Here is a 20363-nt window from a genome sequence, read left to right as displayed (position 1 = left end):
TTTGCCGGATCGACAGCAGGCCCATACCCAGCGCCGCGAAAACACGCTATAGACGCCGCCCAAAAGGCAGGGCCAACCGGTATCCATGGCGAAAATTCCCCTGAAGCTCGATGAATTGATCGACAGCGACGCTTTGCGCCGCGAGATGACCGCGCTGACCGCGGCCAGTGCCGGCGACGGTTCCAGCCAGGCCATCCGTGCTGCCGTTCTTCAGCTTCTCAAGCGGCGCCTCGCCGAGGGCCGCAAGACAGCCGAGGCCATGCTGAGGCAAGATGGCGGCGGCAACGCTTGCGCCGAACGGCTGTCGCACCTGATGGACGAGCTGATCTGTGCGCTCTACGACTTTGCCGCGACGCATGTCTACCGGGTGAAGAACCGGTCCTCGGCCGAACGCATGGCGGTCGTTGCCGTCGGAGGCTATGGCCGCGGCACGCTGGCGCCGGGATCCGACATCGACCTCCTGTTCCTACTGCCCTACAAGCAGACGCCGTGGGGCGAACAAACAGTCGAGTACATGCTCTACATGCTGTGGGACATGGGGCTGAAGGTCGGCCATGCCACCCGCAACATCGATGAGTGCCTCAGGCTGTCGCGCACCGACATCACCATCCGCACCTCGATCCTGGAAGCCCGTTTCCTTTGGGGCGAACGCAAACTCTATGACGAGCTGATGCTGCGCTTCGACCATGAGGTGGTGCGCACGACCGGCCCGGAATATGTGCAGGCCAAGCTCGCCGAACGCGACGAGCGCCATGCCAAGGCCGGCGAAAGCCGCTATCTGGTCGAACCCAACGTCAAGGACGGCAAGGGTGGGTTGCGCGATCTGCAGACGCTGTTCTGGATCGGCAAGTATTTTTACCGCGTGCGCACCGGCGAGGAACTGGTCGAGAAAGGCGTCTTTACCGAGGCCGAGTATCGTGAGTTCCAGAAGGCCGAGGATTTCCTGTGGGCGGTGCGCTGCCACATGCATTTCCTCATGGGGAAGGCCGAGGAGCGGCTGCATTTCGACATCCAGCGCGAGATCGCCGAACGGCTCGGCTATACGACTCATCCCGGCCTGTCGGCTGTCGAACGCTTCATGAAGCACTATTTCCTCGTCGCCAAGGATGTCGGCGACCTGACCCGCATCTTCTGCGCCGCGCTGGAGGAAGAGCAGGCCAAGCACGTTCCCGGCTTCAACCGCATCTTTCTCACCTTCCAGCGCCGCAAGCGCAAGCTTGCCGGCACGTCCGACTTCATCGTCGACAACCATCGCATCAACATCGCCGACGACGGCGTCTTCGAGCGCGACCCGGTCAATCTTCTCAGGCTGTTCTGGTTCGCCGACAAGCACGGGCTGGAATTCCATCCCGATGCGCTGAAACTGCTCACTCGTTCGCTCGGCCTGGTCAACAAGTCGCTCAGGCGCGACGAGGAAGCCAACCGGCTGTTCCTCGACATACTGACCTCGGACCGCAACGCCGAACTCAACCTGCGGCGCATGAACGAGGCGGGACTGCTCGGCCGGCTGATCCCGGATTTCGGCAAGATCGTCGCCATGATGCAGTTCTCGATGTACCACCACTACACGATCGACGAGCACCTGATCCGCTGCATCGGCGTGCTGGCCGAGATCGAGCGCGGTGACGGCGAGAAGGTGCATCCGCTGTCGCATTCGCTGATGCCGGGCCTGAAGAAGAGCCGCGAGGCGCTCTATGTCGCCGTGCTGCTGCACGACATCGCCAAGGGCAGGCCTGAAGACCATTCCGAGGCCGGCGCCAGGATCGCAAAGCGGATCTGCCCGCATATGGGGCTTTCGCCGGCCGATACGGAAACCGTCGCCTGGCTGGTCGAGAACCACCTCGTCATGTCGATGACGGCGCAGACCCGCGACCTCAACGACCGCAAGACGATCGAGGACTTCGCCTCGATCGTGCAGTCGGTCGAGCGGCTGAAGATGCTGTTGATCCTGACCGTCTGCGACATCAGGGGCGTCGGACCGGGCGTGTGGAATGGCTGGAAGGGCCAGTTGCTGCGTACGCTCTACTACGAGACCGAACTGCTGCTGACCGGCGGCTTTTCGGAAGTCTCGCGCGCCCAACGCACGGCGGCAGCGCGCGAACGCCTGGCGAAGGCGCTCGCCGACTGGCCCGACAAGGCGCGCAAGCGCTATGTCGGGCTGCATTATGAAAACTATCTCCTGACCGTGGACCTGCCGGACCAGCTCCGCCACGCCGAATTCATTCGCGAGACGGACGCGGCTGGCAATAAGCTCGCCACCATGGTCAAGACCCATCAGTTCGAGGCGGTGACCGAAATCACCGTGCTGGCGCAGGACCATCCCCGTCTTCTCTCGGTCATTGCCGGGGCATGCGCCGGGGCCGGCGGCAACATCGTCGACGCGCAGATCTTCACGACATCGGATGGCCGCGCTCTGGACACGATCCTGATATCGAGGGAGTTCGATCGCGACGAGGACGAGCGCCGGCGCGCCGAGCGCGTCGGCCGGCTGATCGAGGACGTGCTGTCGGGCAAGAGCTGGCTGCCGGAGATGATCGAGAAACGCACCAAGCCAAGGCGCGGATCCAAGGTGTTCAAGATCCCGCCGCGCGCCGAAATCCGCAACGCGCTGTCGAACCGGTTTTCGGTCATCGAGGTCGAGGGGCTCGACCGCCCTGGCCTTTTGTCGGAGATCACCGGGACGCTGTCCGACCTGTCGCTCGACATTGCCTCGGCGCATATCACCACTTTCGGCGAGAAGGTCATCGACACCTTCTACGTCACCGACCTCACCGGCCAGAAGATCGACAGCCCAGCCCGCATCGCCACCATCCGCAACCGGCTGATCGCGACGCTCGAAGGCATCGTGCCGGAACGCGGCGGCAGGTCCAAGGCAGCCGCCGAGTGACGGCCATCATCCCCTTCTCCCAGTCCCACAGGCAGTTTGCGAACGCATGAGTCTCGTCAAGAAGTTTGCTACCGTCGCTTCCGGCACACTGATGAGCCGTGCGCTCGGTTTCGGCCGCGAGATGCTGATGGCAGCCGCACTCGGCACCGGACCGGTCGCGGACGCCTTCAATGCCGCCTTCCAGTTTCCCAACACGTTTCGCCGGCTGTTCGCCGAGGGCGCTTTCAATGCCGCCTTCGTGCCGCTGTTCGCCAAGGAGATCGAGACGCACGGCACCGACGGCGCCAAGCGTTTCTCGGAAGAGGTGTTCGGTGTCCTGTTCACGGCGCTCCTGGCGCTGACCATTGCCATGGAACTGGCGATGCCGCTGATCGTGCGCTATCTGGTGGCGCCGGGCTTTGCCGACACGCCGGGCAAGTTCGAGACGACCGTCACGCTTGCGACGATCATGTTTCCGTATCTGATCTGCATGTCGCTCGCAGCCATGATGGCGGGCATGCTGAACTCGCTGCGGCGCTATTTCGCGGCGGCGATCGCGCCGGCTTTCCTCAACATCATCCTGATTAGCGTGCTTGGCTACGCCTGGTACCATGGACTGGATGCACATGCTGTCGGCTTCGCCCTGTCCTGGGGCGTGCTGGCGGCGGGCGTGGTGCAGCTTGCCATCGTCTGGGTGGCGGTGCGCAATGCCGGCATCTCGATCGGCTTCCGCCGGCCGAAGATGACGCCGAACGTGAAGCGGCTGCTGATCCTGGCGCTGCCGGCGGCGATCACCGGCGGCATCACCCAAATCAACCAGCTGATCGGAACGGCCATCGCCTCGGCGCAGGACAGTGCCGTCTCCTCGCTGGCCTATGCCGACCGCGTCTACCAGTTGCCGCTCGGTGTCGTCGGCGTCGCGGTGGCGATCGTGCTGTTGCCCGAACTGTCGCGGGCGCTGAAGTCAGGCAACCTGATCGAGGCCGCCAATCTGCAGAACCGCTCCGTCGAATTCACCCTGTTCATGACGTTGCCGGCGGCGGCGGCACTCTGGGTCATGTCGGAACCGATCGTACGGCTGGTCTATGAGCGCGGCGCGTTCGCCGCCAACCATTCAACGCCTGTCGTGGCGGCGATCCTGGCGATCTTCGGTCTCGGCCTGCCGGCCTTCGTGCTGATCAAGGCCTTCACCCCAGGCTATTTCGCTCGCGAAGACACGCGCACGCCGATGATCTTCGCCGCAATCTCCGTGGCGGTGAACGTCGCCACGGCGCTGACGTTGTTCCCGAGGATGGGCGCACCCGGTATTGCCGTGGCTTCGGCCGTCGCCGGCTGGGTCAACGCGCTGATGCTGCTTGCCGTGCTGATCCGGCGCGGCCATTGGGGCCGCGACGTGCCGCTCCTGAAGCGCATTCCGCGGCTGGTGCTGTCGGCGGTGGTAATGGGGGTCGCCCTCTATTTCGCCGAGCATTATTTCGCAGTCAGGCTCGGACCCGGCTCACCGCTGGTCATCAAGGCGACGACGGTACTCGCGCTGGTGGCGGGCGGGGCGACGCTCTATTTCGTCACCGCGTTCGCCACCGGCGGTGCCGATTTCAGCATGATCCGGCGCAATGTCGGGCGCAGGGGATCGCCAGCGACTAAGGAACAGTCTCCAGATCCGTAAGCCGGAATTCGTCTGCCGTCGAAAGTATCGAAACGGCGTAGTAGCGCGCGCAAGCGTAGTGAAAACAGTCCGCCAAATTCAGGCGAATGGCGTTGTTGCGAAACCGTGACGCGGCCTCGATGGACAATGACGTTGCCTCGGAGGCAGGCGGAAGCTCCCGCAAGGCTATAGCTCGCTCTTCAAGAAAACGACTGACTATCCTCAGGCTTACTTCGACAGGCACTGCCAATTTTTCTGATCGCGAAAGCGCCATCGAGGCTTCCCAGACGGCGATCGCCGACGTGAAAGGAGCCGGCGCCTCCATGATCGCTTGCGAGCAGCGTTGAGCTTCGGCCTCTTGGCTCAGCATCGCGACGATAGCGGCTGCGTCGACGAACATCAGTCTTCGCCGGACAATTCGTCGTAGACCGAGCGCGGCAGCGGATTGCGTGCCTGCTCGCTCAGCTCGATCCCGAATTCGGCGCGGAGTCGTGCAGCCGTCTCAAGAGGTGTCTCTCGGTTACGCCGACGCTCCAGGGCTTCGCGCATGGCGATGACGATCGCCTCGGTGATGCCGACTCCCTCGACCTTGGCGAAGGCGCGCGTCAAGCTGTCCGCCTCCTTGTTGTTAATGTTGATGGTCATCGCAGTACCTACATTCATTTGTGTAGTTGGTAATACGTAGCACGCTACAAAAATAAATCAACATGATCGCGGATCGATCTCACGCCTCTTGATCCTCTCCCCACTCTCGTCCATAAGCGCGCCGTCGCAAGGCTTTCGCCGCGCGCGGTTTCCAGCCGCGTGATTGGCTCCGAAAAGTCTGCAACTTTTCGGAATCACGCTTATACGGCCCTCCACAAGCCATGAGGAAACCATGTCCGCCTTCAAGCCACTCGTCTTCTCCGGTGTCCAGCCGACCGGCAATCTGCATCTCGGCAACTATCTCGGCGCCATCAAGAAATTCGTCGCCCTGCAGGATACGTCTGACTGCATCTATTGCGTCGTCGACCTGCATTCGCTGACCGCCCAGCTCGTCTATGACGACCTTGCCGACCAGACGCGGTCGATCACCGCGGCGTTCCTCGCCTCCGGCATCGATCCGAAGAAGCACATCGTCTTCAACCAGTCGCGGGTGATGCAGCATGCGGAGCTTGCCTGGATCTTCAATTGCGTCGCGCGCATCGGCTGGATGAACAAGATGACGCAGTTCAAGGACAAGGCCGGCAAGGACCGCGAGAACGCCTCGCTGGGCCTGCTCGCCTATCCCTCGCTGATGGCCGCCGACATCCTGCTCTACCGCGCCACCCACGTGCCGGTGGGCGAGGACCAGAAGCAGCACCTGGAACTGACCCGCGACATCGCCCAGAAATTCAACAACGATTTCTCCGACCGCATTGCCGGTCTTGGCGTCGGCGTCGAGATGCAGGTCGGCGAGGAGACGGTGAACGGCTTCTTCCCGATCACCGAACCGGTCATCGGCGGGCCGGCGGCGCGCATCATGAGCCTGCGCGACGGGTCGAAGAAAATGTCGAAGTCCGACCCATCGGATCTGTCGCGCATCAATCTGACCGACGATGCCGACACCATCTCGAAAAAAATCCGCAAGGCCAAGACCGACCCGGAGGCCTTGCCGAGCGAGGTCGACGGGCTGGAAAGCCGGCCCGAGGCGGAAAACCTGGTCGGCATCTATGCGGGCCTCGCCGAGATGTCGAAGGCTGACGTGCTGAAGGAGTTCGGCGGCCAGCAATTCTCCTTCTTCAAGCCGGCGCTGGCCGATCTCGCGGTGGAGAAACTGGCGCCGATCGCCAGCGAGATGCGTCGCATCCAGGGCGACCGCGCCTATGTCGACGCCGTGCTCCGGGATGGCGGCGAACGTGCCGGCGTGCTTGCCGAGACGACAATGAAGACGGTGCGCGACATTGTCGGGCTGCTGCAGGGCTGAGCCTGATCGTCAACGCACCGCCTCATACCGGCCAAGACATACTGGCCTGTGGCCGGCGGCTTGCCGCCGGCCCGCCGCGGTGGCAGATTGCGGCCCAAAGATACCGAGCAGATAGACATGGTCTCCAAACGTCTCAGCCGCGAAGCCGGTCATCGCAGGAAATTCCTGACGATCATCGATGACACGCCGGAATGCGAACGCGCCGTCGCCTACGCCTCGAAGCGGGCGCAGAGCACCAGCGGCACGCTGGTGCTGCTCTATGTCATCGTACCGGACGATTTCCAGCACTGGCTGGGCGTCGAGAAGATCATGCGCGAGGAGGCGAACGCCACGGCACGCGCGGCGCTCGACGGCTACGCCAACAAGGTGCGCCAGAAGCTCGGCATCGAACCTGAGATGGTCGTGCGCGAAGGCAAGCCGACGGAAGAGATCCATAAACTGATCGAGGAAGACCAGGATATCGCAATCCTGGTGCTGGCGGCCGGCGCCGGCAAGGAAGGTCCCGGACCGCTGGTCGGTGCCGTGGCCGGCAAGGGTGCGGCCTTTCCGATCCCGGTCACCGTGGTGCCGCAGAATCTGTCGGATGAGGAGATCGACAGCCTCGCCTGAGGCCCGCCCGGGATCCAGTTCCCCAGCCAGCAAAAACATTCCGCCAGCCAGCCGTTCCGGCGACGCGTTTCGCTTGAATGTCCAGCCGATAGAGCCTATTTAGAACTATTCCAAACTAGTTGCCCAAAACGGGCATGGAGACGGCCATGTTCATCCAGACCGAGTCGACGCCCAATCCGGCGACGCTGAAATTCCTGCCCGGCAAGGAAGTGCTGCTCGAAGGCACCGCCGATTTCCGCGATGCCGACAGTGCGGCGACGGCCTCGCCGCTGGCTGGCCGGCTGTTCGAAATCCCCGGCGTCACCGGCGTGTTCTTCGGCTATGATTTCATCACCGTGTCCAAGGACGGCCCGGACTGGCAGCACCTGAAGCCGGCAATCCTCGGCGCCATCATGGAGCACTTCATGTCCGGCGCGCCTGTCATGGCCAAGGCCGGCCCCGCCGCCGAGACCAGCCAGACGGGCGAATTCTACGACAAGGCCGACGAGGAGCTCGTCATCACCATCAAGGAGCTGCTCGACACGCGCGTGCGCCCGGCGGTGGCCCAGGACGGCGGCGACATCACCTTCCGCGGCTTCGAGAACGGCACCGTGTTCCTGCACATGAAAGGCGCCTGCGCCGGTTGCCCGTCGTCGACGGCGACGCTGAAGCACGGCATCCAGAACCTGCTTCGCCATTTCGTGCCGGAAGTGCAGCAGGTCGAACAGGTCTCCTAACCGCCAGTTCCCTGCCGACAGACAACAAAAAACCGGGCCGAATTGCCCGGTTTTCTGTTTGGGACGTCCGTTGTTGCCTAGACGGTCCGCGTATGAAAGGCGACTTCCAGTTTAACCACGATGTGCCGAAAAAGCGGGGCTTTCCGGCATCATGGCCTAAAGAACGATGACCTTGGCGCCGACCTCGGCCCGATCGTAGAGGTCGATGACATCCTGGTTCATCAGCCGGATGCAGCCCGACGACATGGCCTTGCCGATCGAGTTCCATTCGGGGCTGCCGTGCAGGCGGTAACCCATGTCACCGCCCTTGTTGAACAGGTACATGGCGCGCGCGCCGAGCGGGTTCTTCAGGCCCGGATCCATGCCGCCGGCGAACTTGGCGAGTTCGGGCTGGCGCTTGATCATCTGCGAGGGCGGTGTCCAGGTCGGCCATTCGCGCTTGATGGCGATATGGGCGGTGCCGTGCCATTCAAAGCCTTCGCGGCCGACGCCGATACCGTAGCGGATGGCCCGGCCGCCGCCCTCGACGAAGTACAGGAACTTGTTCTGCGTATCGACGATGATGGTGCCCGGCTTTTCCTTGGTGTCGTAGTTGACTTCCTGGCGATGGTACTTCGAAGGCACCTTCTCGATCGGGATCCGCGGCAGCTGGTAACCTGCATCGGTCACCGCGCCATAGTCGTTGGAGAAGATCTGCCCGCCGATGGTGCTGCAACCGGCAATAGCGGTGGACAGCGCCAGTGCGGCGATTATTGCAAGCGACTTCATGCGCATGTGGTGATCCGGTGCCCCGCCTAAACCAGAGCGGCACGAGTCGGCCGCTTTCTCATCATCATTCATGCTGGCATTTGCTTTGCTTGCCAAGCACACGATGCCTATATGCGGGGACTTACATGCTGGTATGCGTATCACTATGGCATTTCGGCAACATACCTCGCCGGATTGTCAAGGAAATTCAATGGGCCTGAATCGCAGGCCCGCAAAATCGAGGACCCGCCATGAATGTCGGCGACGCCGCCCACCGCTCAGGCCTGCCGGCCAAGACCATCCGCTACTACGAGGAAATCGGCCTGATCGCGCCCGCGCGCGCCGCCAATGGCTACCGCGACTATTCGGGCGACGACATCCACCGGCTGGCCTTCCTGCGCCGCGCGCGCAACCTCGGCTTTTCCATAGACGATTGCCGCCAGCTGATGGCGCTCTACAGGGATCGTGGCCGCGCCAGCCAGGACGTGCGCGCGATCGCCGCCGCCCATGTCGCGGCCATCGAGGAGAAGGTGCGCGAGCTGCAGTCGATGCGCTCGACGCTGCAGAAGCTCGTTCACGCCTGCCATGGCGACGAGCGGCCGGACTGCCCGATCCTGGATGATATGGCGGGGGCGGCGTGAGTCAGCGACAAACCCCACCGCAGGAGCGATAGACCTCGTATTGAGGAAGGTGGCCTGGGCGAAGGCGGTTCGTGCAGTATATTGCACGCTCCAATATGAGCGTAACGTACAAGCCGGAGAGAGCGCATGACCCGCGACCAGATGCTCGCCTACCTTCGCGCCGCCGATGCGGTCGCTCGCGAGGCTGCCGCGCACGGCCATCATCCGTTCGGTGCGGTGCTGGTCGGCCCCGACGACGCGATCCTCATGCGCCAAGGCAATATCGACACCGTTCATCACGCCGAGACCGAAATTGCCCGGCGCGCGGCGGCAGCCTATTCGCCTGAGTTTCTGTGGACGTGCACGCTGGTCTCAACCGGCGAGCCCTGTGCGATGTGCACGGGAACGCTCTACTGGGCGAATATCGGCCGGCTGGTCTATGGCTTCGAGGAGACCGAGCTTCTCGCGCTGACTGGCGACCATCCCGAAAACCCGACGATGAGCCTGTCTTCGCGCATTGTGCTCGGCTCTGGACAGAAGAACATCGAGGTTCACGGCCCCTTCCCCGAAATTGCGGACGAGCTGGTCGCGGTGCACCGTGGCTTCTGGCAGCGGTAGTGGTTCTTCGGATTTGCTGGGTTGCCGGTCTGTCCTGAATGTCTTCCAATTTCGCTTTTGGTTTGGCTACCAGATAGTCGCCGCCTAAAAGTCTATATAAATGATAGACCCGATGGCGAATTGAGGACGTGCTGATATGGTGCGCGTCATGACGATCTGCGCAGCATCATAGAAAGTGCCGCAATGTCTGCCGTGGTCTGAGTATGTATCGTTCTGCTTATCGAAGGTGGTTTTAAGCGGTGGGGAACTAAGGCACCCGTAACCTTGCGCCATCGCCCCCACGCTGTCCCAAAGCGAGGAGGATGGCTCACGGCGTCTCGTCTTTACCTTGATACAAAGGGCGCGCCAACCCAGCCCTGTTCAAACCGAATAAAAAGTCCGCCACGGGCGCCTGAGAAACCGTCGCAGCCGCAGATCGACAAGTTTAGAGAAGCCGCGCGCGAACTGAAAGCCGCCCAGTCCGACGCAGCCTTTGAGGCTATTGTAAAGAAGATGGCGCATGCACTGAAGACCCAGGAACAGATAAAGGAACTGGTGCGTCGGAAGCGTGATCAAGGCGAAGATCAGACGGCTATTCACCCTTTCTTCACCATATCAGCACATGCTCATAAGCGGACATGCTGATGTAGCTCGTACGTGTCGAAAGCCCCGGTGCAGGCCCAAGCGCCGGGGCTTTTTCAGATAGCTCCCGATGGCTCCGGGAAATAGCGTCCTTCAGAAGATTCCCATGACAACTAGGATGATCCCAATCGCCGCAAGGGCCATGACGAGAATCATGGTCATCTCGAAGGCGTGACCGAAATTGTCAGTCATCAGGCACCACGCACAAAGGACAACAGCCCGGCCTGCTCATCGTGTGACACAGGATCCCGCAGGCCGGGCCGTACGCCGGCTTTTGAGGGCACGCGCCGGTGAAGGTTGAGCATGTTCCTAAGCGGACCTGTTCGCAATGGCATGTCCGAATGCGTACAAAATTCCGGTCTTATCTAGCAAACGGACCAAACAGCCTTCGGCTACTTTTTTGCCAGCAAGAGAGCTTCGCGCACCAGCGATGGCAGACTGCCCACACCAAGCAAATCGATAAGCTCGCGTGCTTGGCTGAGGGTGATTCCGGTTTTGTCGACAAGCCAGTTGGCGTGCTTTTCCTTGGCGGTTTGGATCAGCATTTTCGTTTCATCGAGTTCGTGCATGGCAAATGCTCCATGGCGAAACCGAAACGTATCCCTAGTGAAAGTAGCTCGCAAGCCGCGTAGGTGAAATCGTACAAATCAGACAAATCGGCCTTGCGGCCCCGCGCGCTCAAACAAGGATGGGTCTGTCAAATATACAATCGCCCGTCTAAACCGGGTTCAAACCGTGAACAAAATCTGGCATGGTGCCTGCCATGCCAATCATCTCCCCGATTCCCCTGAACCCTCTGATCGACGGCCGCCAGTCAGAGCGCGCCATGCTGGTGCGGCGGGGCGTGCAGCGGCTGCTGATGCAAATGGGCGCGCATGTGCTGCCTGAACTGTCGCTGGCCACCGGCCGCCGCGCCGATCTCGTGGCGCTGACACGGCAGGGCGATATCTGGATCATCGAGATCAAATCCTCGATCGAGGATTTTCGCGTTGACCGCAAGTGGCCGGACTATCGCCTGCATTCCGACCGTTTTTTCTTTGCCACCCATCCGGGCGTGCCGGCCGAAATCTTTCCCGAGGAATGCGGCTTCATTCTCTCCGACGGATATGGCGCCGAAATCCTGCGCGATGCGCCGGAGCATCGCATGGCGGCGTCAACGCGCAAGGCGCTGATGCTGCGCATCGCGCGTGCGGGCGCAGCACGGCTGCTCGCGGCGGAGCTTGCGGGGGTGGCGGTACCGGCGCTGGAGGGGGAGAGCGAGTAATCGCGGCCCTGAAATTGACGCCCGCAACTGTCAGATGCTCCAACCCCGGAACGGCTACTCCTCGGTCCTTTCCACTCCACTCGCAGCCGGCGCCATCAGCAGCACCGCGGCACCGAGCAGCGCGGCGATGAAGGAACCCGCGAGAATGCCGACCTTGACCGCGTCCTGCAGCGCCACGTCGCTGGCGAAGGCGAGCAGGCCTATGAACAGGCTCATGGTGAAGCCGATGCCGCACAGCAGCGAAATGCCGATCATGTGCGACCAGCCGGCATGGGCCGGCAGGTCGGCGAGGCCGAAGCGGATGGCGAGCGCGGAGGAGCCGAACACGCCGACCAGCTTGCCGACGACGAGACCGGCCGCGACGCCCAGCGTCAGCGGCTCGATCAAGGCGCCGAAACTCAGGCCGGCAAGCGAAACGCCGGCATTGGCGAAGCCGAAGATCGGAACGACGATGAACGCCACCAGCTTGTGCAGGCCATGCTCGAGCCGGTGTAGCGGCGAATGGTCGAGATCGTGGCCGATCCCGGCGGAGCGTTCGAGCGGAATGGTGAGCGCAAGTGCTACGCCGGCCAGCGTGGCATGGACGCCGGACTTCAGCACCAGCACCCACAGGATAGCGCCAAGCACGAGATAAGGCACCAGGCTCATCACCCGCATGCGGTTGAGCACGACAAGCGCGGCAATGACGGCGAAGGCCGCGCCGAGATAGGCCAGCGACAGACCGCTGGTGTAGAAGATGGCGATGATAATGACGGCCCCGAGGTCGTCGATGATGGCAAGCGCGGTCAGGAAGACCTTCAGCGAGGCCGGCACGCGGCTGCCGAGCAGCGACAGCACGCCAAGCGCGAAGGCGATGTCGGTGGCGGTCGGGATCGCCCAGCCGGACAGTGCGGCCGGATTGCTGCTGTTGATGGCGACATAGACCAGAGCCGGCACCACCATGCCGCCGGCCGCGGCGATGCCAGGCAGCACCCTGCGCGGCCAGGTCGAGAGCTGGCCATCCAGCATCTCGCGCTTGATCTCCAGCCCGACGAGCAGGAAGAACACCGCCATCAGCCCGTCATTGACCCAATGCGAGACACTGAGCGGGCCGAGATAGGCGTGAAGAACGGCGAAATAGCTTTCGGCAAGCGGCGAATTGGCGACGACCAGGGCAAGGGCCGCCGCCACCATCAGGATAATGCCGCCAGCCGCCTCGCTGTCCAGGAACTCGCGGAAGACGGAAACCGGCCGTTGCTTCAAATCCTGCATTTTGCCTCCGTCATGTCGCCTGCTCCGCGGGCTTCATTGTCCAAGCGCGGGTGCCGCCCCTCACCTGCCTGCCGGCATCCTCTCCCCGTATAGTGACGGGGAGAGGGGCGCTGTCGCAACCGGTTTCGCCAATCGTCGACGTCGCAAGAAGAGCGTCGCCATTGCCGCCAGCCCCTTCTCCCCGTCGCTATACGGGGAGAACTGCCCGGCAGGGCGATGAGGGGCAGCGCTGACTTCGGCGATTGGGTCGTCTCCACCGCAGGCTGTAAACTTTCATCGATCCAGCCGGCAGCCAGCGATCCTAACGCGGCGCGCGCTTGGCCAGGATCCGCTGCAGCGTGCGTCGATGCATGTTGAGCCGGCGCGCGGTCTCGGAGACGTTGCGTTCGCACATCTCGTAGACACGCTGGATATGCTCCCAGCGCACGCGGTCGGCCGACATCGGGTTTTCCGGTGGGGCGGCGCGCTCGCCGGTGGTGCGGGTCAGTGCCGCGAAGACATCGTCGGCATCGGCCGGCTTCGACAGATAGTCGACGGCGCCGAGCTTTACGGCGGTCACCGCGGTGGCGATGTTGCCGTAACCGGTCAGGATGATGGTGCGGGAATCCTCGCGCTTTTCGCGGATGGCGGCGACCACGTCGAGGCCATTGCCGTCGCCCAACCGCATGTCGACCACCGCATAGGCGGGCGGATTGGCGCGGGCCTTGCCCACGGCCTCCTCGACGCTCTCCGCCGTCTCGACCACGAAACCCCTGGTTTCCATGGCACGGGCCAGACGGGTCAGGAACGGCTTGTCGTCGTCGACGATCAGAAGCGAGGTGTCCTCGCCTTCAACCATAGGCCCACTGTTTTCATCGCCTGTCATCGTCTCGAAAATTCCTGCTGCCTTATTTTTACGCAGATATAGTTTTGCGGGGCTATTGTCCAATTACGCAGTGTCAAACATCGTCGCCGGGGCCGTTTCCGGGTTCAGGAAGACGCTCCTCGGCCAGGAAATCCGCACCACGGCCCCTTCGCCGAGGCCGCTCGAATTGCGAAAATCGAGCGTGGCGCCAGACCGTTCGAGCAATGTCTTGGCGATGAACAGGCCGAGCCCGAGGCCGCCTCCGGCTTCATTGCCCTGGCGTGTCGACATATAGGGCTCGCCAATGCGGTCGATGATCTCGGGCGGAAAACCCGGGCCGTCATCGGTGATCGAGAAGGAGACCATCGCCTCGTCCCAGCTCCAGCGTATGGTGACGCTCTTGCGGGCGAAATCGACGGCGTTCTCGACCAGGTTGCCGAGACCGTAGATGACACCCGGATTGCGCCGCCCGACCGGCTCCGGTCCGGTCCGCTCGCCCGGACGAAGCTTGATCGAGATGCCGAAGTCGCGATGTGGCGCGGTGACCTCCTCGACCAGCGAGGTCAGCGGCAGGCGGGACAGATGCGCCTCGCCTTCGGACGACAGGCTGGTCAGGCGTTTCAGGATTTCGCGGCAGCGCTCGCTCTGCGAGCGCAGCAGCTTCACGTCTTCCCCGTATTTCGGATCGGTGCCGAGCGCCTTCTCCATTTCCTTGACGACCAGCGTGATGGTGGCGAGGGGCGTGCCGAGTTCGTGCGCGGCGGCGGCGGCCAGCCCGTCGAGCGCCGAAAGATGCTGCTCGCGCTGCAGCACCAGTTCGGTGGCGGCGAGCGCGTTGGCCAGAAGCCGGGCTTCGGCGGCCACCCGGAAGGCGTACATGGCGGTGAAGGCGATGGACGACAGCACCGCCATCCACATGCCGGCGACATACACGAAGGGCATGGCCAGCGGCGCGTCCTCATGCCAGGGCAACGGCAGATGGCGGAAGACCAGCAAGGTCGCCGCTGTCATCACCAGCCCGCCAAGGATGGCGGTGAGGCGAAGGGGCAGCGAGGTCGCCGAAATGACGACGGGCACGGTCATCAGCAGCGAGAACGGATTGGTCAGACCGCCGGTCATATAGAGCAGCCCGGCTAGCTGCAGGCTGTCGAAGATCAGGATGCCGAAGGCTGCGAACGGAGTGAGCCGGTGCGCGGCCGGAAACCGGAAGGCCAGAAACAGGTTCATCCAGGCCGAACAGGCGATCAGGGCAAAACACAGGCTGACCGGCAGCGGGAATTTCAGGCCGTAGGCGACGACGAGCACCGTCACGCTCTGCCCGACAATGGCCAGCCAGCGCAGCCGGATCAGCGTGTTGAGGCGCAGTCGCTGGCTCTGCTGGAAATCGGGCGTGTTCAGGATGTTGATCATGGCAATGGATTACAGCCGCAAAGCGCCCAAGGCTAGGTCCGCTCCAATCCGACGGGATCGGATTGGATCTCTACTTCCTGTTTGAGCATGACCTGTTCCAAAAACCGGTTCCCACTTTTTGGGGTCATGATCGCGGCTTGGCGCGGGCGGTGGCGGCGGCGAGCAGCGGGTTTTCCGGCCAGACATGTTTGGGATAGCGGCCGCGCATGTCGGCACGCACGTCGGCCCAGGAGCCGCGCCAGAAGCCCGGCAGGTCGCGCGTCGTCTGGATGGGCCGATGCGCCGGCGACAACAATTCGAGCGTCAAGGGTACGGTACCGTTGGCGATCGAAGGCTGGCGGTCGAGGCCGAACAGTTCCTGGACGCGGACCGCCAGCACCGGCCATTCGCCATCATAGCGGATCGGCACATGGCTGCCCGACGGGGCATCGAAATGGGTCGGCGCCAGCGCATCGACCTTGCGCTGCAGGTCGTGCGGCACGAGCGACGCCAGCCCGGCCGGGACAGTGCCGGGGTCGATAGCGGCCAGGGATGCCGCACCGGACAGAAACGGCAGCAGCCAGTCGTCGAGGCGTCCGATGAGTGCTTCATCCGACATGTCCGGCCAGGGCGCGCCTAAGCCTTTGTGCAGCCAGGACAGCCGCTGGCGCAGCGTCCGAGCCTCCTTGCTCCAGGCCAAAAGGGAAAGCCCATGCTCGCGCAAGGCCTCGATGATGGCGCGGTCGGCATCGGCGCCGGCCGGCGCCGGCAGCATGCGTTCGGCGAGCGTGATGGCGCCGAGGCGCACGGTTTCGCGCACCCGCACGGCGCGGCGCTCGCGGTCGAAACTCGTCTGCCTGCGCGTTTCGATCTTGCCGCCAAGCGCTGACCGGATGTCCTCCTCGCTGATTGCCGCCGCCGCCGTGATGCGGGCATTCTGCGCCTTGCCCTGCAGGTCGGCGACGACCAGAAAGGGTTCACCCGCCAGCGGATCGGCGACGTCGAGCATGGCGCCCGAGCCATTGGCCAGCACGAAACGGCCGCGCTCGCCGCGCGCCTTGGCGACGCGGTCCGGCCAGGCATGGATGAGCAGGGTTCCGGCTGGAACAGCTCCGCTGGTCGTCGCACCACCTGCCTGCCTGGCCAGGCGCTCGGCAAGCTGGCGCGCCGACGTCGCACGCGGCGATTTCTCGCCGCGAAAGCGCATCAGCCGCCGTTCGAGATCGGCACCGTCGCCGCCGAGGCCGCGCTCGGTGAGCAGCACGGCGAGCATGGCCGCTTCCTGCGCCTCTCCGGCCTTCGCCGCCTCGGCGACCATATGCGCCAGCCGTACCGACAGAGCGAGCTTGCGCATCGAAGCGCCCGCCTCCGTCAACCGGCCTGCCTCGTCGATGGCATCGAGTGCGCGCAACAGCGCCCTTGCTTCATTGAGCGCGGGAGCCGGCGGCGGATCGAGGAAAGCGAGCGTCCCGGGATCGGCGACACCGAAGGCGGCGCAGTCGAGCAGGAGGCCGGATAGGTCCGCCTCGAGGATTTCCGGCGGCGTGAAGGCGGGAAGTGCCGCCGTCTGCTCAGCCCGCCACAGCCGGATGGCGACGCCGGCCTGCGTACGGCCGGCGCGGCCGGCGCGCTGCTCGGCGGAAGCCTTGCTGACGCGCACTGTCTCCAGCCGTGTCAGGCCGCTGGCCGGCTCATAGCGCGGCAGCCGCGACAGACCGGAGTCGATGACGACGCGCACGCCGTCGATGGTGATGGAGGTTTCGGCGATCGAGGTCGCCAGCACCACCTTGCGGCGGCCCGCCGGCGCCGGCTTGATCGCCGCGTCCTGCGCCTTGCCGTCGAGCTGGCCATAGAGCGGGACGATATCGGCGTCGGCGCCGACCTTGCCGGCCAACCGCTCGGCGGTGCGCTCGATCTCGCGCTGGCCAGGCAGGAAGGCAAGCACGCTGCCGCTCTCGTCGGCAAGCGCGGAGCGGATTGCCTTGGCCATGGCGTCCTCGATCGGCATCCCGGCCGGCCGTTCGTCGTACCTGACATCGACAGGGAAGGCGCGGCCCTGGCTTTCGATCACCCGCGCGCCGGACAGGAGTTTTGCGACCCGTGCGCCGTCGAGCGTTGCCGACATCACCAGCAAACGCAGATCCGGCCGCAGCGCGCCTTGTACATCGAGGGCGAGAGCGAGCCCGAAATCGCCGTCGAGCGAACGCTCGTGGAATTCGTCGAAAATGACGGCCGAAACGCCGGGCAGTTCAGGGTCGTCAAGGACCATGCGCGCAAGCACGCCCTCGGTGACGACCAGGATTTTCGTCCGCGCCGAGGTGCGGTTTTCCATACGCATGGCATAGCCCACCGTGGCGCCGGGCTCTTCCCCCAGCAGTTCGGCCATGCGGCGCGCCGCGGCGCGGGCGGCCAGCCGGCGCGGTTCGAGCAACACGATCTTGCCCGTGCCCAGCCAGGGCGCATCGAGCAGCGCCAGCGGCACCAGCGTGGTCTTGCCGGCACCGGGCGGTGCCACCAGCACGGCGCTGTTGCCGGAGCCGAGCGTCTCGCTCAGCGCCGGCAGCACGGCGGATACCGGAAGCTCCGGCAAGGGTCTGGTCGTCATTGCGATCGCATATCAGCGGTCGCGGGCGCCGTGCAACTCGTGAAAGTCGCGCCGGTTCAAAGCCGGGTGCGCGAAAACGGATTCCAGCGCACCTTACCCAGCCGCGCTTCCTCGCGCACCAAGCAGCGGCAAACAGGGTCGAGAAGAGACCGATCTCGAACACCGTGAATTGCCCCCCAGGCTCTTGATAACGGCATCGCTGCCCGAATAGCTTGCACGGGCGATCAGGGCGAGCAGAATTCCGTTCTGCACGTTTTTTCATTTCCGGGGAGAGAAAGTTGAAAATACTGGCGCTCGGTGCGCATGCGGACGACATCGAGATCTTCATGTTCGGTACGATGGCCGCCTATGCCGCGCAAGGCGCGGGACTCAGTTTTGCCGTGGCCACCGATGGCGCCAGGGGCGGCAAGAGCGATCCTGCTGTTCTGGCTCGTGTCCGCCGTGAGGAAGCGATGGCCGCGGCCGCGCTGCTCGGGGCGGCGCCGCGCTTCCTCGACTTTCCCGACGGCGGGCTGGTAGCCGACGCCGCACTGATCGATGCGCTGAAAACACTGATCGGCGAAATCGGGCCGGATCTTGTGATCACGCACGCGCCCAACGACTATCACGCCGACCATCGCGCGCTGTCGGACGGCGTGCGCATCGCTGCGTCGTTCTGCGTCCCCGTGCTGCATGCCGACACGATGGGCGGCACCGGATTTTCGCCGACCCACTATGTCGATATTTCCGCCCATGCCGATATCAAGGCCCGGGCGATCCGCATGCATCAGTCGCAGGACCCAGATCGCTTCGTCGATATCGCGCTGACGCAGAACCTTTTTCGTTCGGGCCAATGCAATGGCGCGCAAGGCTCGCTGGCCGAAGCCTTCCGCTTCGAGCCGACGTTTCCATTCGGCGACATCCGCGCGCTGCTGCCGCCACCCCCGCCGATCAGGACGGTTATGGTGAGCACCAAGCGGGTCGACTGAACCTCCGGACCGCGTCCACAATCCGCGCTCGTCCGACCAGGCCTTCGGCGCTTTTCCCAACGTTTTCAGAGACCGGCTTCAGCATGTTGCGGCGCAGCAACGAATTCGCTTGCCTTGTTTAGTAAAAATTGCATCACTAAACAAATTACTAAACATCCGCGGCGCAACGATGCCGCCATGTTTGGGCCTCTGAGGAGAGAGGTTGAGGTTCTTGAGACCGCCATCCGGGCGTGTTTCACAAATGGGAGGAAGGCATGAAATCGAGATTGAAACTGGCGTTGGGACTGACCTCGGCGATCGCAGCGTCGACAGCCGTCTCGAACGCCGCGCAAGCTGAAGACCTGACGCTGTGCTGGGCCGCCTGGGACCCGGCCAACGCGCTTGTCGAACTGTCCAAGGATTTCACCAAGGAAACCGGCATCGGCATGAAATTCGAATTCGTGCCGTGGACCAACTATGCCGACCGTTTCCTCAATGAGCTGAACTCGCACGGCAAGCTCTGCGACCTGATCATCGGCGACAGCCAGTGGATCGGCGGCGCGGCCGAGAACGGCCACTACGTCAAGCTGAACGACTTCTTCGACAAGGAGAAGATCAGCATGGACGACTTCGTGCCGGCGACCGTCGTCGGCTATTCGGAATGGCCGAAGAACACGCCCAATTACTGGGCGCTGCCGGCCATGGGCGACGTCGTCGGCTGGACCTACCGCAAGGATTGGTTCTCCAAGCCCGAGCTGCAGAAGGAGTTCAAGGAGAAGTATGGCTGGGACCTCGGCCCGCCTACCACCTTCGACCAGTTGAAGCAGATCGCCGAATTCTTCCAGAAGCGGCAGATCGACGGCAAGACGGTCTACGGCGCCTCGATCTACACCGAGCGCGGTTCCGAAGGCATCACCATGGGCGCCATGGACGTGCTCTACAGCTATGGCTTCCAGTACGAAAACCCGAAGAAGCCCTACGAGATGGAAGGCTTCGTCAACTCCGAGAAATCGGTGAAGGGACTGGAATTCTACAAGGCGCTCTACGACTGCTGCACCCCTCCGGGCGCCTCGAACAGCTACATGGGTGAAGGCGTCGATGCCTTCAAATCCGGCCAGGTGGCGATGCACATGAACTTCGCCTTCACATGGCCGGGCCTGCAGAAGGACGAGAATGTCGGCGGCGACAAGATCGGCTATTTCGTCAATCCCAAGGGGCCGGACGGCGACCAGTTCGCCCAGCTCGGCGGCCAGGGCATTTCGGTGGTGTCCTATTCCGACAAGCAGGAAGCGGCGCTGAAATACATCAAGTGGTTCGCCAACAAGGACGTGCAGTCCAAGTGGTGGTCGCTCGGCGGCTATTCCTGCCTGAACGCGGTGGTCAAGGATCCGAAATTCCCGGCCAGCCAGCCCTATGCTCAAACCTTCCTCGACTCGATGGCCATTGTGAAGGACTTCTGGGCCGAGCCCAGCTACGCACCGCTGCTGCAGGCGTCGCAGAAGCGCTTCCACGACTATGTCGTCGCCGGCCAGGGTTCGGCCAAGGATGCGCTCGACGGGCTGGTCAAGGATTGGACGCAGGTCTTCCAGGACGATGGCAAGATGTAGCCGCGAGGCAACATCCAGGCTCCTCCCGAGCTGTGACCGCCGCGTCCCGTGCCGACCTTGGCACGGGAC

At 63.5% G+C, this 20363-nt stretch carries 18 protein-coding genes; 10 read left to right on the top strand and 8 right to left on the bottom strand.

The window, feature by feature from the left end:
- The first annotated feature begins 85 nt into the window (after positions 1-85).
- Complete coding sequence (locus M653_RS0108215; RefSeq protein WP_027142909.1) at positions 86-2887, top strand: [protein-PII] uridylyltransferase; 2802 nt, start codon at positions 86-88, stop codon at positions 2885-2887.
- Positions 2888-2933: 46 nt separating this feature from the next.
- Positions 2934-4532 carry a murein biosynthesis integral membrane protein MurJ gene (gene murJ, locus M653_RS0108210; protein WP_027142908.1) on the top strand — a complete coding sequence of 533 codons (1599 nt, stop codon included), beginning with the start codon at positions 2934-2936 and terminating at the stop codon, positions 4530-4532.
- On the opposite strand, the gene M653_RS0108205 is transcribed toward murJ, so the two are convergent.
- Together M653_RS0108205 and M653_RS0108200 are read right to left on the bottom strand one after the other, a co-directional pair.
- Positions 4507-4911: a type II toxin-antitoxin system VapC family toxin gene (locus tag M653_RS0108205; RefSeq protein WP_027142907.1), complete on the bottom strand. Its 405-nt coding sequence runs from the start codon at positions 4909-4911 to the stop codon at positions 4507-4509. The genes murJ and M653_RS0108205 overlap by 26 nt on opposite strands.
- The gene (locus M653_RS0108200) at positions 4911-5156 is read right to left on the bottom strand and encodes a PSK operon transcription factor (protein ID WP_027142906.1); all 246 of its coding nucleotides are present in this window, start codon (positions 5154-5156) and stop codon (positions 4911-4913) included. Before M653_RS0108200 ends, M653_RS0108205 begins: the two co-directional genes overlap by 1 nt.
- Positions 5157-5388: 232 nt before the next feature.
- Here M653_RS0108200 and trpS point away from each other — a divergent pair, with 232 nt between their 5' ends.
- The 3 genes from trpS (at position 5389) to M653_RS0108185 (ending at position 7781) form a co-directional block, all read left to right on the top strand.
- Positions 5389-6456 (top strand): tryptophan--tRNA ligase, encoded by a 1068-nt coding sequence (gene trpS, locus M653_RS0108195; protein WP_027142905.1) that lies wholly within the window; start codon positions 5389-5391, stop codon positions 6454-6456.
- 117 nt (positions 6457-6573) lie between these two features.
- Positions 6574-7065: a universal stress protein gene (locus tag M653_RS0108190; protein ID WP_010913128.1), complete on the top strand. Its 492-nt coding sequence runs from the start codon at positions 6574-6576 to the stop codon at positions 7063-7065.
- A gap of 146 nt (positions 7066-7211) precedes the next feature.
- On the top strand, positions 7212-7781 hold the full coding sequence (locus M653_RS0108185; protein ID WP_027142904.1) for a NifU family protein: 570 nt from the start codon (positions 7212-7214) through the stop codon (positions 7779-7781).
- Between the two features lie 156 nt (positions 7782-7937).
- On the opposite strand, the gene M653_RS0108180 is transcribed toward M653_RS0108185, so the two are convergent.
- A complete protein-coding gene (locus M653_RS0108180) occupies positions 7938-8555 on the bottom strand; it encodes a L,D-transpeptidase (RefSeq protein ID WP_027142903.1) in 618 nt (205 codons plus the stop codon).
- Between the two features lie 224 nt (positions 8556-8779).
- Between M653_RS0108180 and cueR the strand changes: the two genes are divergently transcribed.
- A complete protein-coding gene (gene cueR / locus M653_RS0108175) occupies positions 8780-9169 on the top strand; it encodes a Cu(I)-responsive transcriptional regulator (RefSeq protein WP_027142902.1) in 390 nt (129 codons plus the stop codon).
- A gap of 126 nt (positions 9170-9295) precedes the next feature.
- The gene (locus M653_RS0108170) at positions 9296-9766 is read left to right on the top strand and encodes a nucleoside deaminase (protein ID WP_027142901.1); all 471 of its coding nucleotides are present in this window, start codon (positions 9296-9298) and stop codon (positions 9764-9766) included.
- Positions 9767-10779: 1013 nt separating this feature from the next.
- Here the strand turns inward: M653_RS0108170 and M653_RS1000000137225 are convergent.
- A complete protein-coding gene (locus M653_RS1000000137225; RefSeq protein ID WP_198028738.1) occupies positions 10780-10956 on the bottom strand; it encodes a hypothetical protein in 177 nt (58 codons plus the stop codon).
- Between the two features lie 194 nt (positions 10957-11150).
- Here M653_RS1000000137225 and M653_RS0108150 point away from each other — a divergent pair, with 194 nt between their 5' ends.
- Positions 11151-11651, top strand: a complete 501-nt coding sequence (locus tag M653_RS0108150) for an MmcB family DNA repair protein (RefSeq protein ID WP_198028736.1) — start codon at positions 11151-11153, stop codon at positions 11649-11651.
- A gap of 54 nt (positions 11652-11705) precedes the next feature.
- Here the strand turns inward: M653_RS0108150 and nhaA are convergent, their stop codons facing one another.
- The 4 genes from nhaA to hrpB form a co-directional block, all read right to left on the bottom strand.
- Positions 11706-12902 carry a Na+/H+ antiporter NhaA gene (gene nhaA, locus M653_RS0108145; RefSeq protein ID WP_027142898.1) on the bottom strand — a complete coding sequence of 399 codons (1197 nt, stop codon included), beginning with the start codon at positions 12900-12902 and terminating at the stop codon, positions 11706-11708.
- A 301-nt stretch (positions 12903-13203) separates the two neighbouring features.
- On the bottom strand, positions 13204-13767 hold the full coding sequence (locus tag M653_RS0108140) for an ActR/PrrA/RegA family redox response regulator transcription factor (protein WP_015314185.1): 564 nt from the start codon (positions 13765-13767) through the stop codon (positions 13204-13206).
- 63 nt (positions 13768-13830) lie between these two features.
- Entirely contained in the window at positions 13831-15156 is a 1326-nt protein-coding gene (locus M653_RS0108135; RefSeq protein WP_027142897.1) for an ActS/PrrB/RegB family redox-sensitive histidine kinase, read from the bottom strand.
- Between the two features lie 124 nt (positions 15157-15280).
- Positions 15281-17740 carry an ATP-dependent helicase HrpB gene (gene hrpB, locus M653_RS0108130; RefSeq protein ID WP_027142896.1) on the bottom strand — a complete coding sequence of 820 codons (2460 nt, stop codon included), beginning with the start codon at positions 17738-17740 and terminating at the stop codon, positions 15281-15283.
- Positions 17741-18018: 278 nt separating this feature from the next.
- Between hrpB and M653_RS0108125 the strand changes: the two genes are divergently transcribed.
- Positions 18019-18708, top strand: a complete 690-nt coding sequence (locus M653_RS0108125; RefSeq protein WP_027142895.1) for a PIG-L deacetylase family protein — start codon at positions 18019-18021, stop codon at positions 18706-18708.
- Between the two features lie 254 nt (positions 18709-18962).
- Positions 18963-20294: an ABC transporter substrate-binding protein gene (locus tag M653_RS0108120; protein ID WP_027142894.1), complete on the top strand. Its 1332-nt coding sequence runs from the start codon at positions 18963-18965 to the stop codon at positions 20292-20294.
- The last annotated feature ends 69 nt before the right edge of the window (positions 20295-20363 follow it).

The sequence above is a fragment of the Mesorhizobium sp. WSM3626 genome (assembly GCF_000513935.1).
GTDB classification, from domain to species: Bacteria; Pseudomonadota; Alphaproteobacteria; order Rhizobiales; family Rhizobiaceae; genus Mesorhizobium; species Mesorhizobium salmacidum.
The sequence above is the reverse complement of the archived record's forward strand: the minus strand, read 5'-3'. Positions and strand labels throughout refer to the sequence as shown.

Coding starts and splice junctions, on each gene's coding strand:
- M653_RS0108215 (WP_027142909.1), top strand. CDS start 86: ATGGCGAAAATTCCCCTGAAGCTCGATGAATTGATCGACAGCGACGCT.
- murJ (WP_027142908.1), top strand. CDS start 2,934: ATGAGTCTCGTCAAGAAGTTTGCTACCGTCGCTTCCGGCACACTGATG.
- M653_RS0108205 (WP_027142907.1), bottom strand. CDS start 4,911: ATGTTCGTCGACGCAGCCGCTATCGTCGCGATGCTGAGCCAAGAGGCC.
- M653_RS0108200 (WP_027142906.1), bottom strand. CDS start 5,156: ATGACCATCAACATTAACAACAAGGAGGCGGACAGCTTGACGCGCGCC.
- trpS (WP_027142905.1), top strand. CDS start 5,389: ATGTCCGCCTTCAAGCCACTCGTCTTCTCCGGTGTCCAGCCGACCGGC.
- M653_RS0108190 (WP_010913128.1), top strand. CDS start 6,574: ATGGTCTCCAAACGTCTCAGCCGCGAAGCCGGTCATCGCAGGAAATTC.
- M653_RS0108185 (WP_027142904.1), top strand. CDS start 7,212: ATGTTCATCCAGACCGAGTCGACGCCCAATCCGGCGACGCTGAAATTC.
- M653_RS0108180 (WP_027142903.1), bottom strand. CDS start 8,555: ATGCGCATGAAGTCGCTTGCAATAATCGCCGCACTGGCGCTGTCCACC.
- cueR (WP_027142902.1), top strand. CDS start 8,780: ATGAATGTCGGCGACGCCGCCCACCGCTCAGGCCTGCCGGCCAAGACC.
- M653_RS0108170 (WP_027142901.1), top strand. CDS start 9,296: ATGACCCGCGACCAGATGCTCGCCTACCTTCGCGCCGCCGATGCGGTC.
- M653_RS1000000137225 (WP_198028738.1), bottom strand. CDS start 10,956: ATGCACGAACTCGATGAAACGAAAATGCTGATCCAAACCGCCAAGGAA.
- M653_RS0108150 (WP_198028736.1), top strand. CDS start 11,151: ATGCCAATCATCTCCCCGATTCCCCTGAACCCTCTGATCGACGGCCGC.
- nhaA (WP_027142898.1), bottom strand. CDS start 12,902: ATGCAGGATTTGAAGCAACGGCCGGTTTCCGTCTTCCGCGAGTTCCTG.
- M653_RS0108140 (WP_015314185.1), bottom strand. CDS start 13,767: ATGACAGGCGATGAAAACAGTGGGCCTATGGTTGAAGGCGAGGACACC.
- M653_RS0108135 (WP_027142897.1), bottom strand. CDS start 15,156: ATGATCAACATCCTGAACACGCCCGATTTCCAGCAGAGCCAGCGACTG.
- hrpB (WP_027142896.1), bottom strand. CDS start 17,740: ATGACGACCAGACCCTTGCCGGAGCTTCCGGTATCCGCCGTGCTGCCG.
- M653_RS0108120 (WP_027142894.1), top strand. CDS start 18,963: ATGAAATCGAGATTGAAACTGGCGTTGGGACTGACCTCGGCGATCGCA.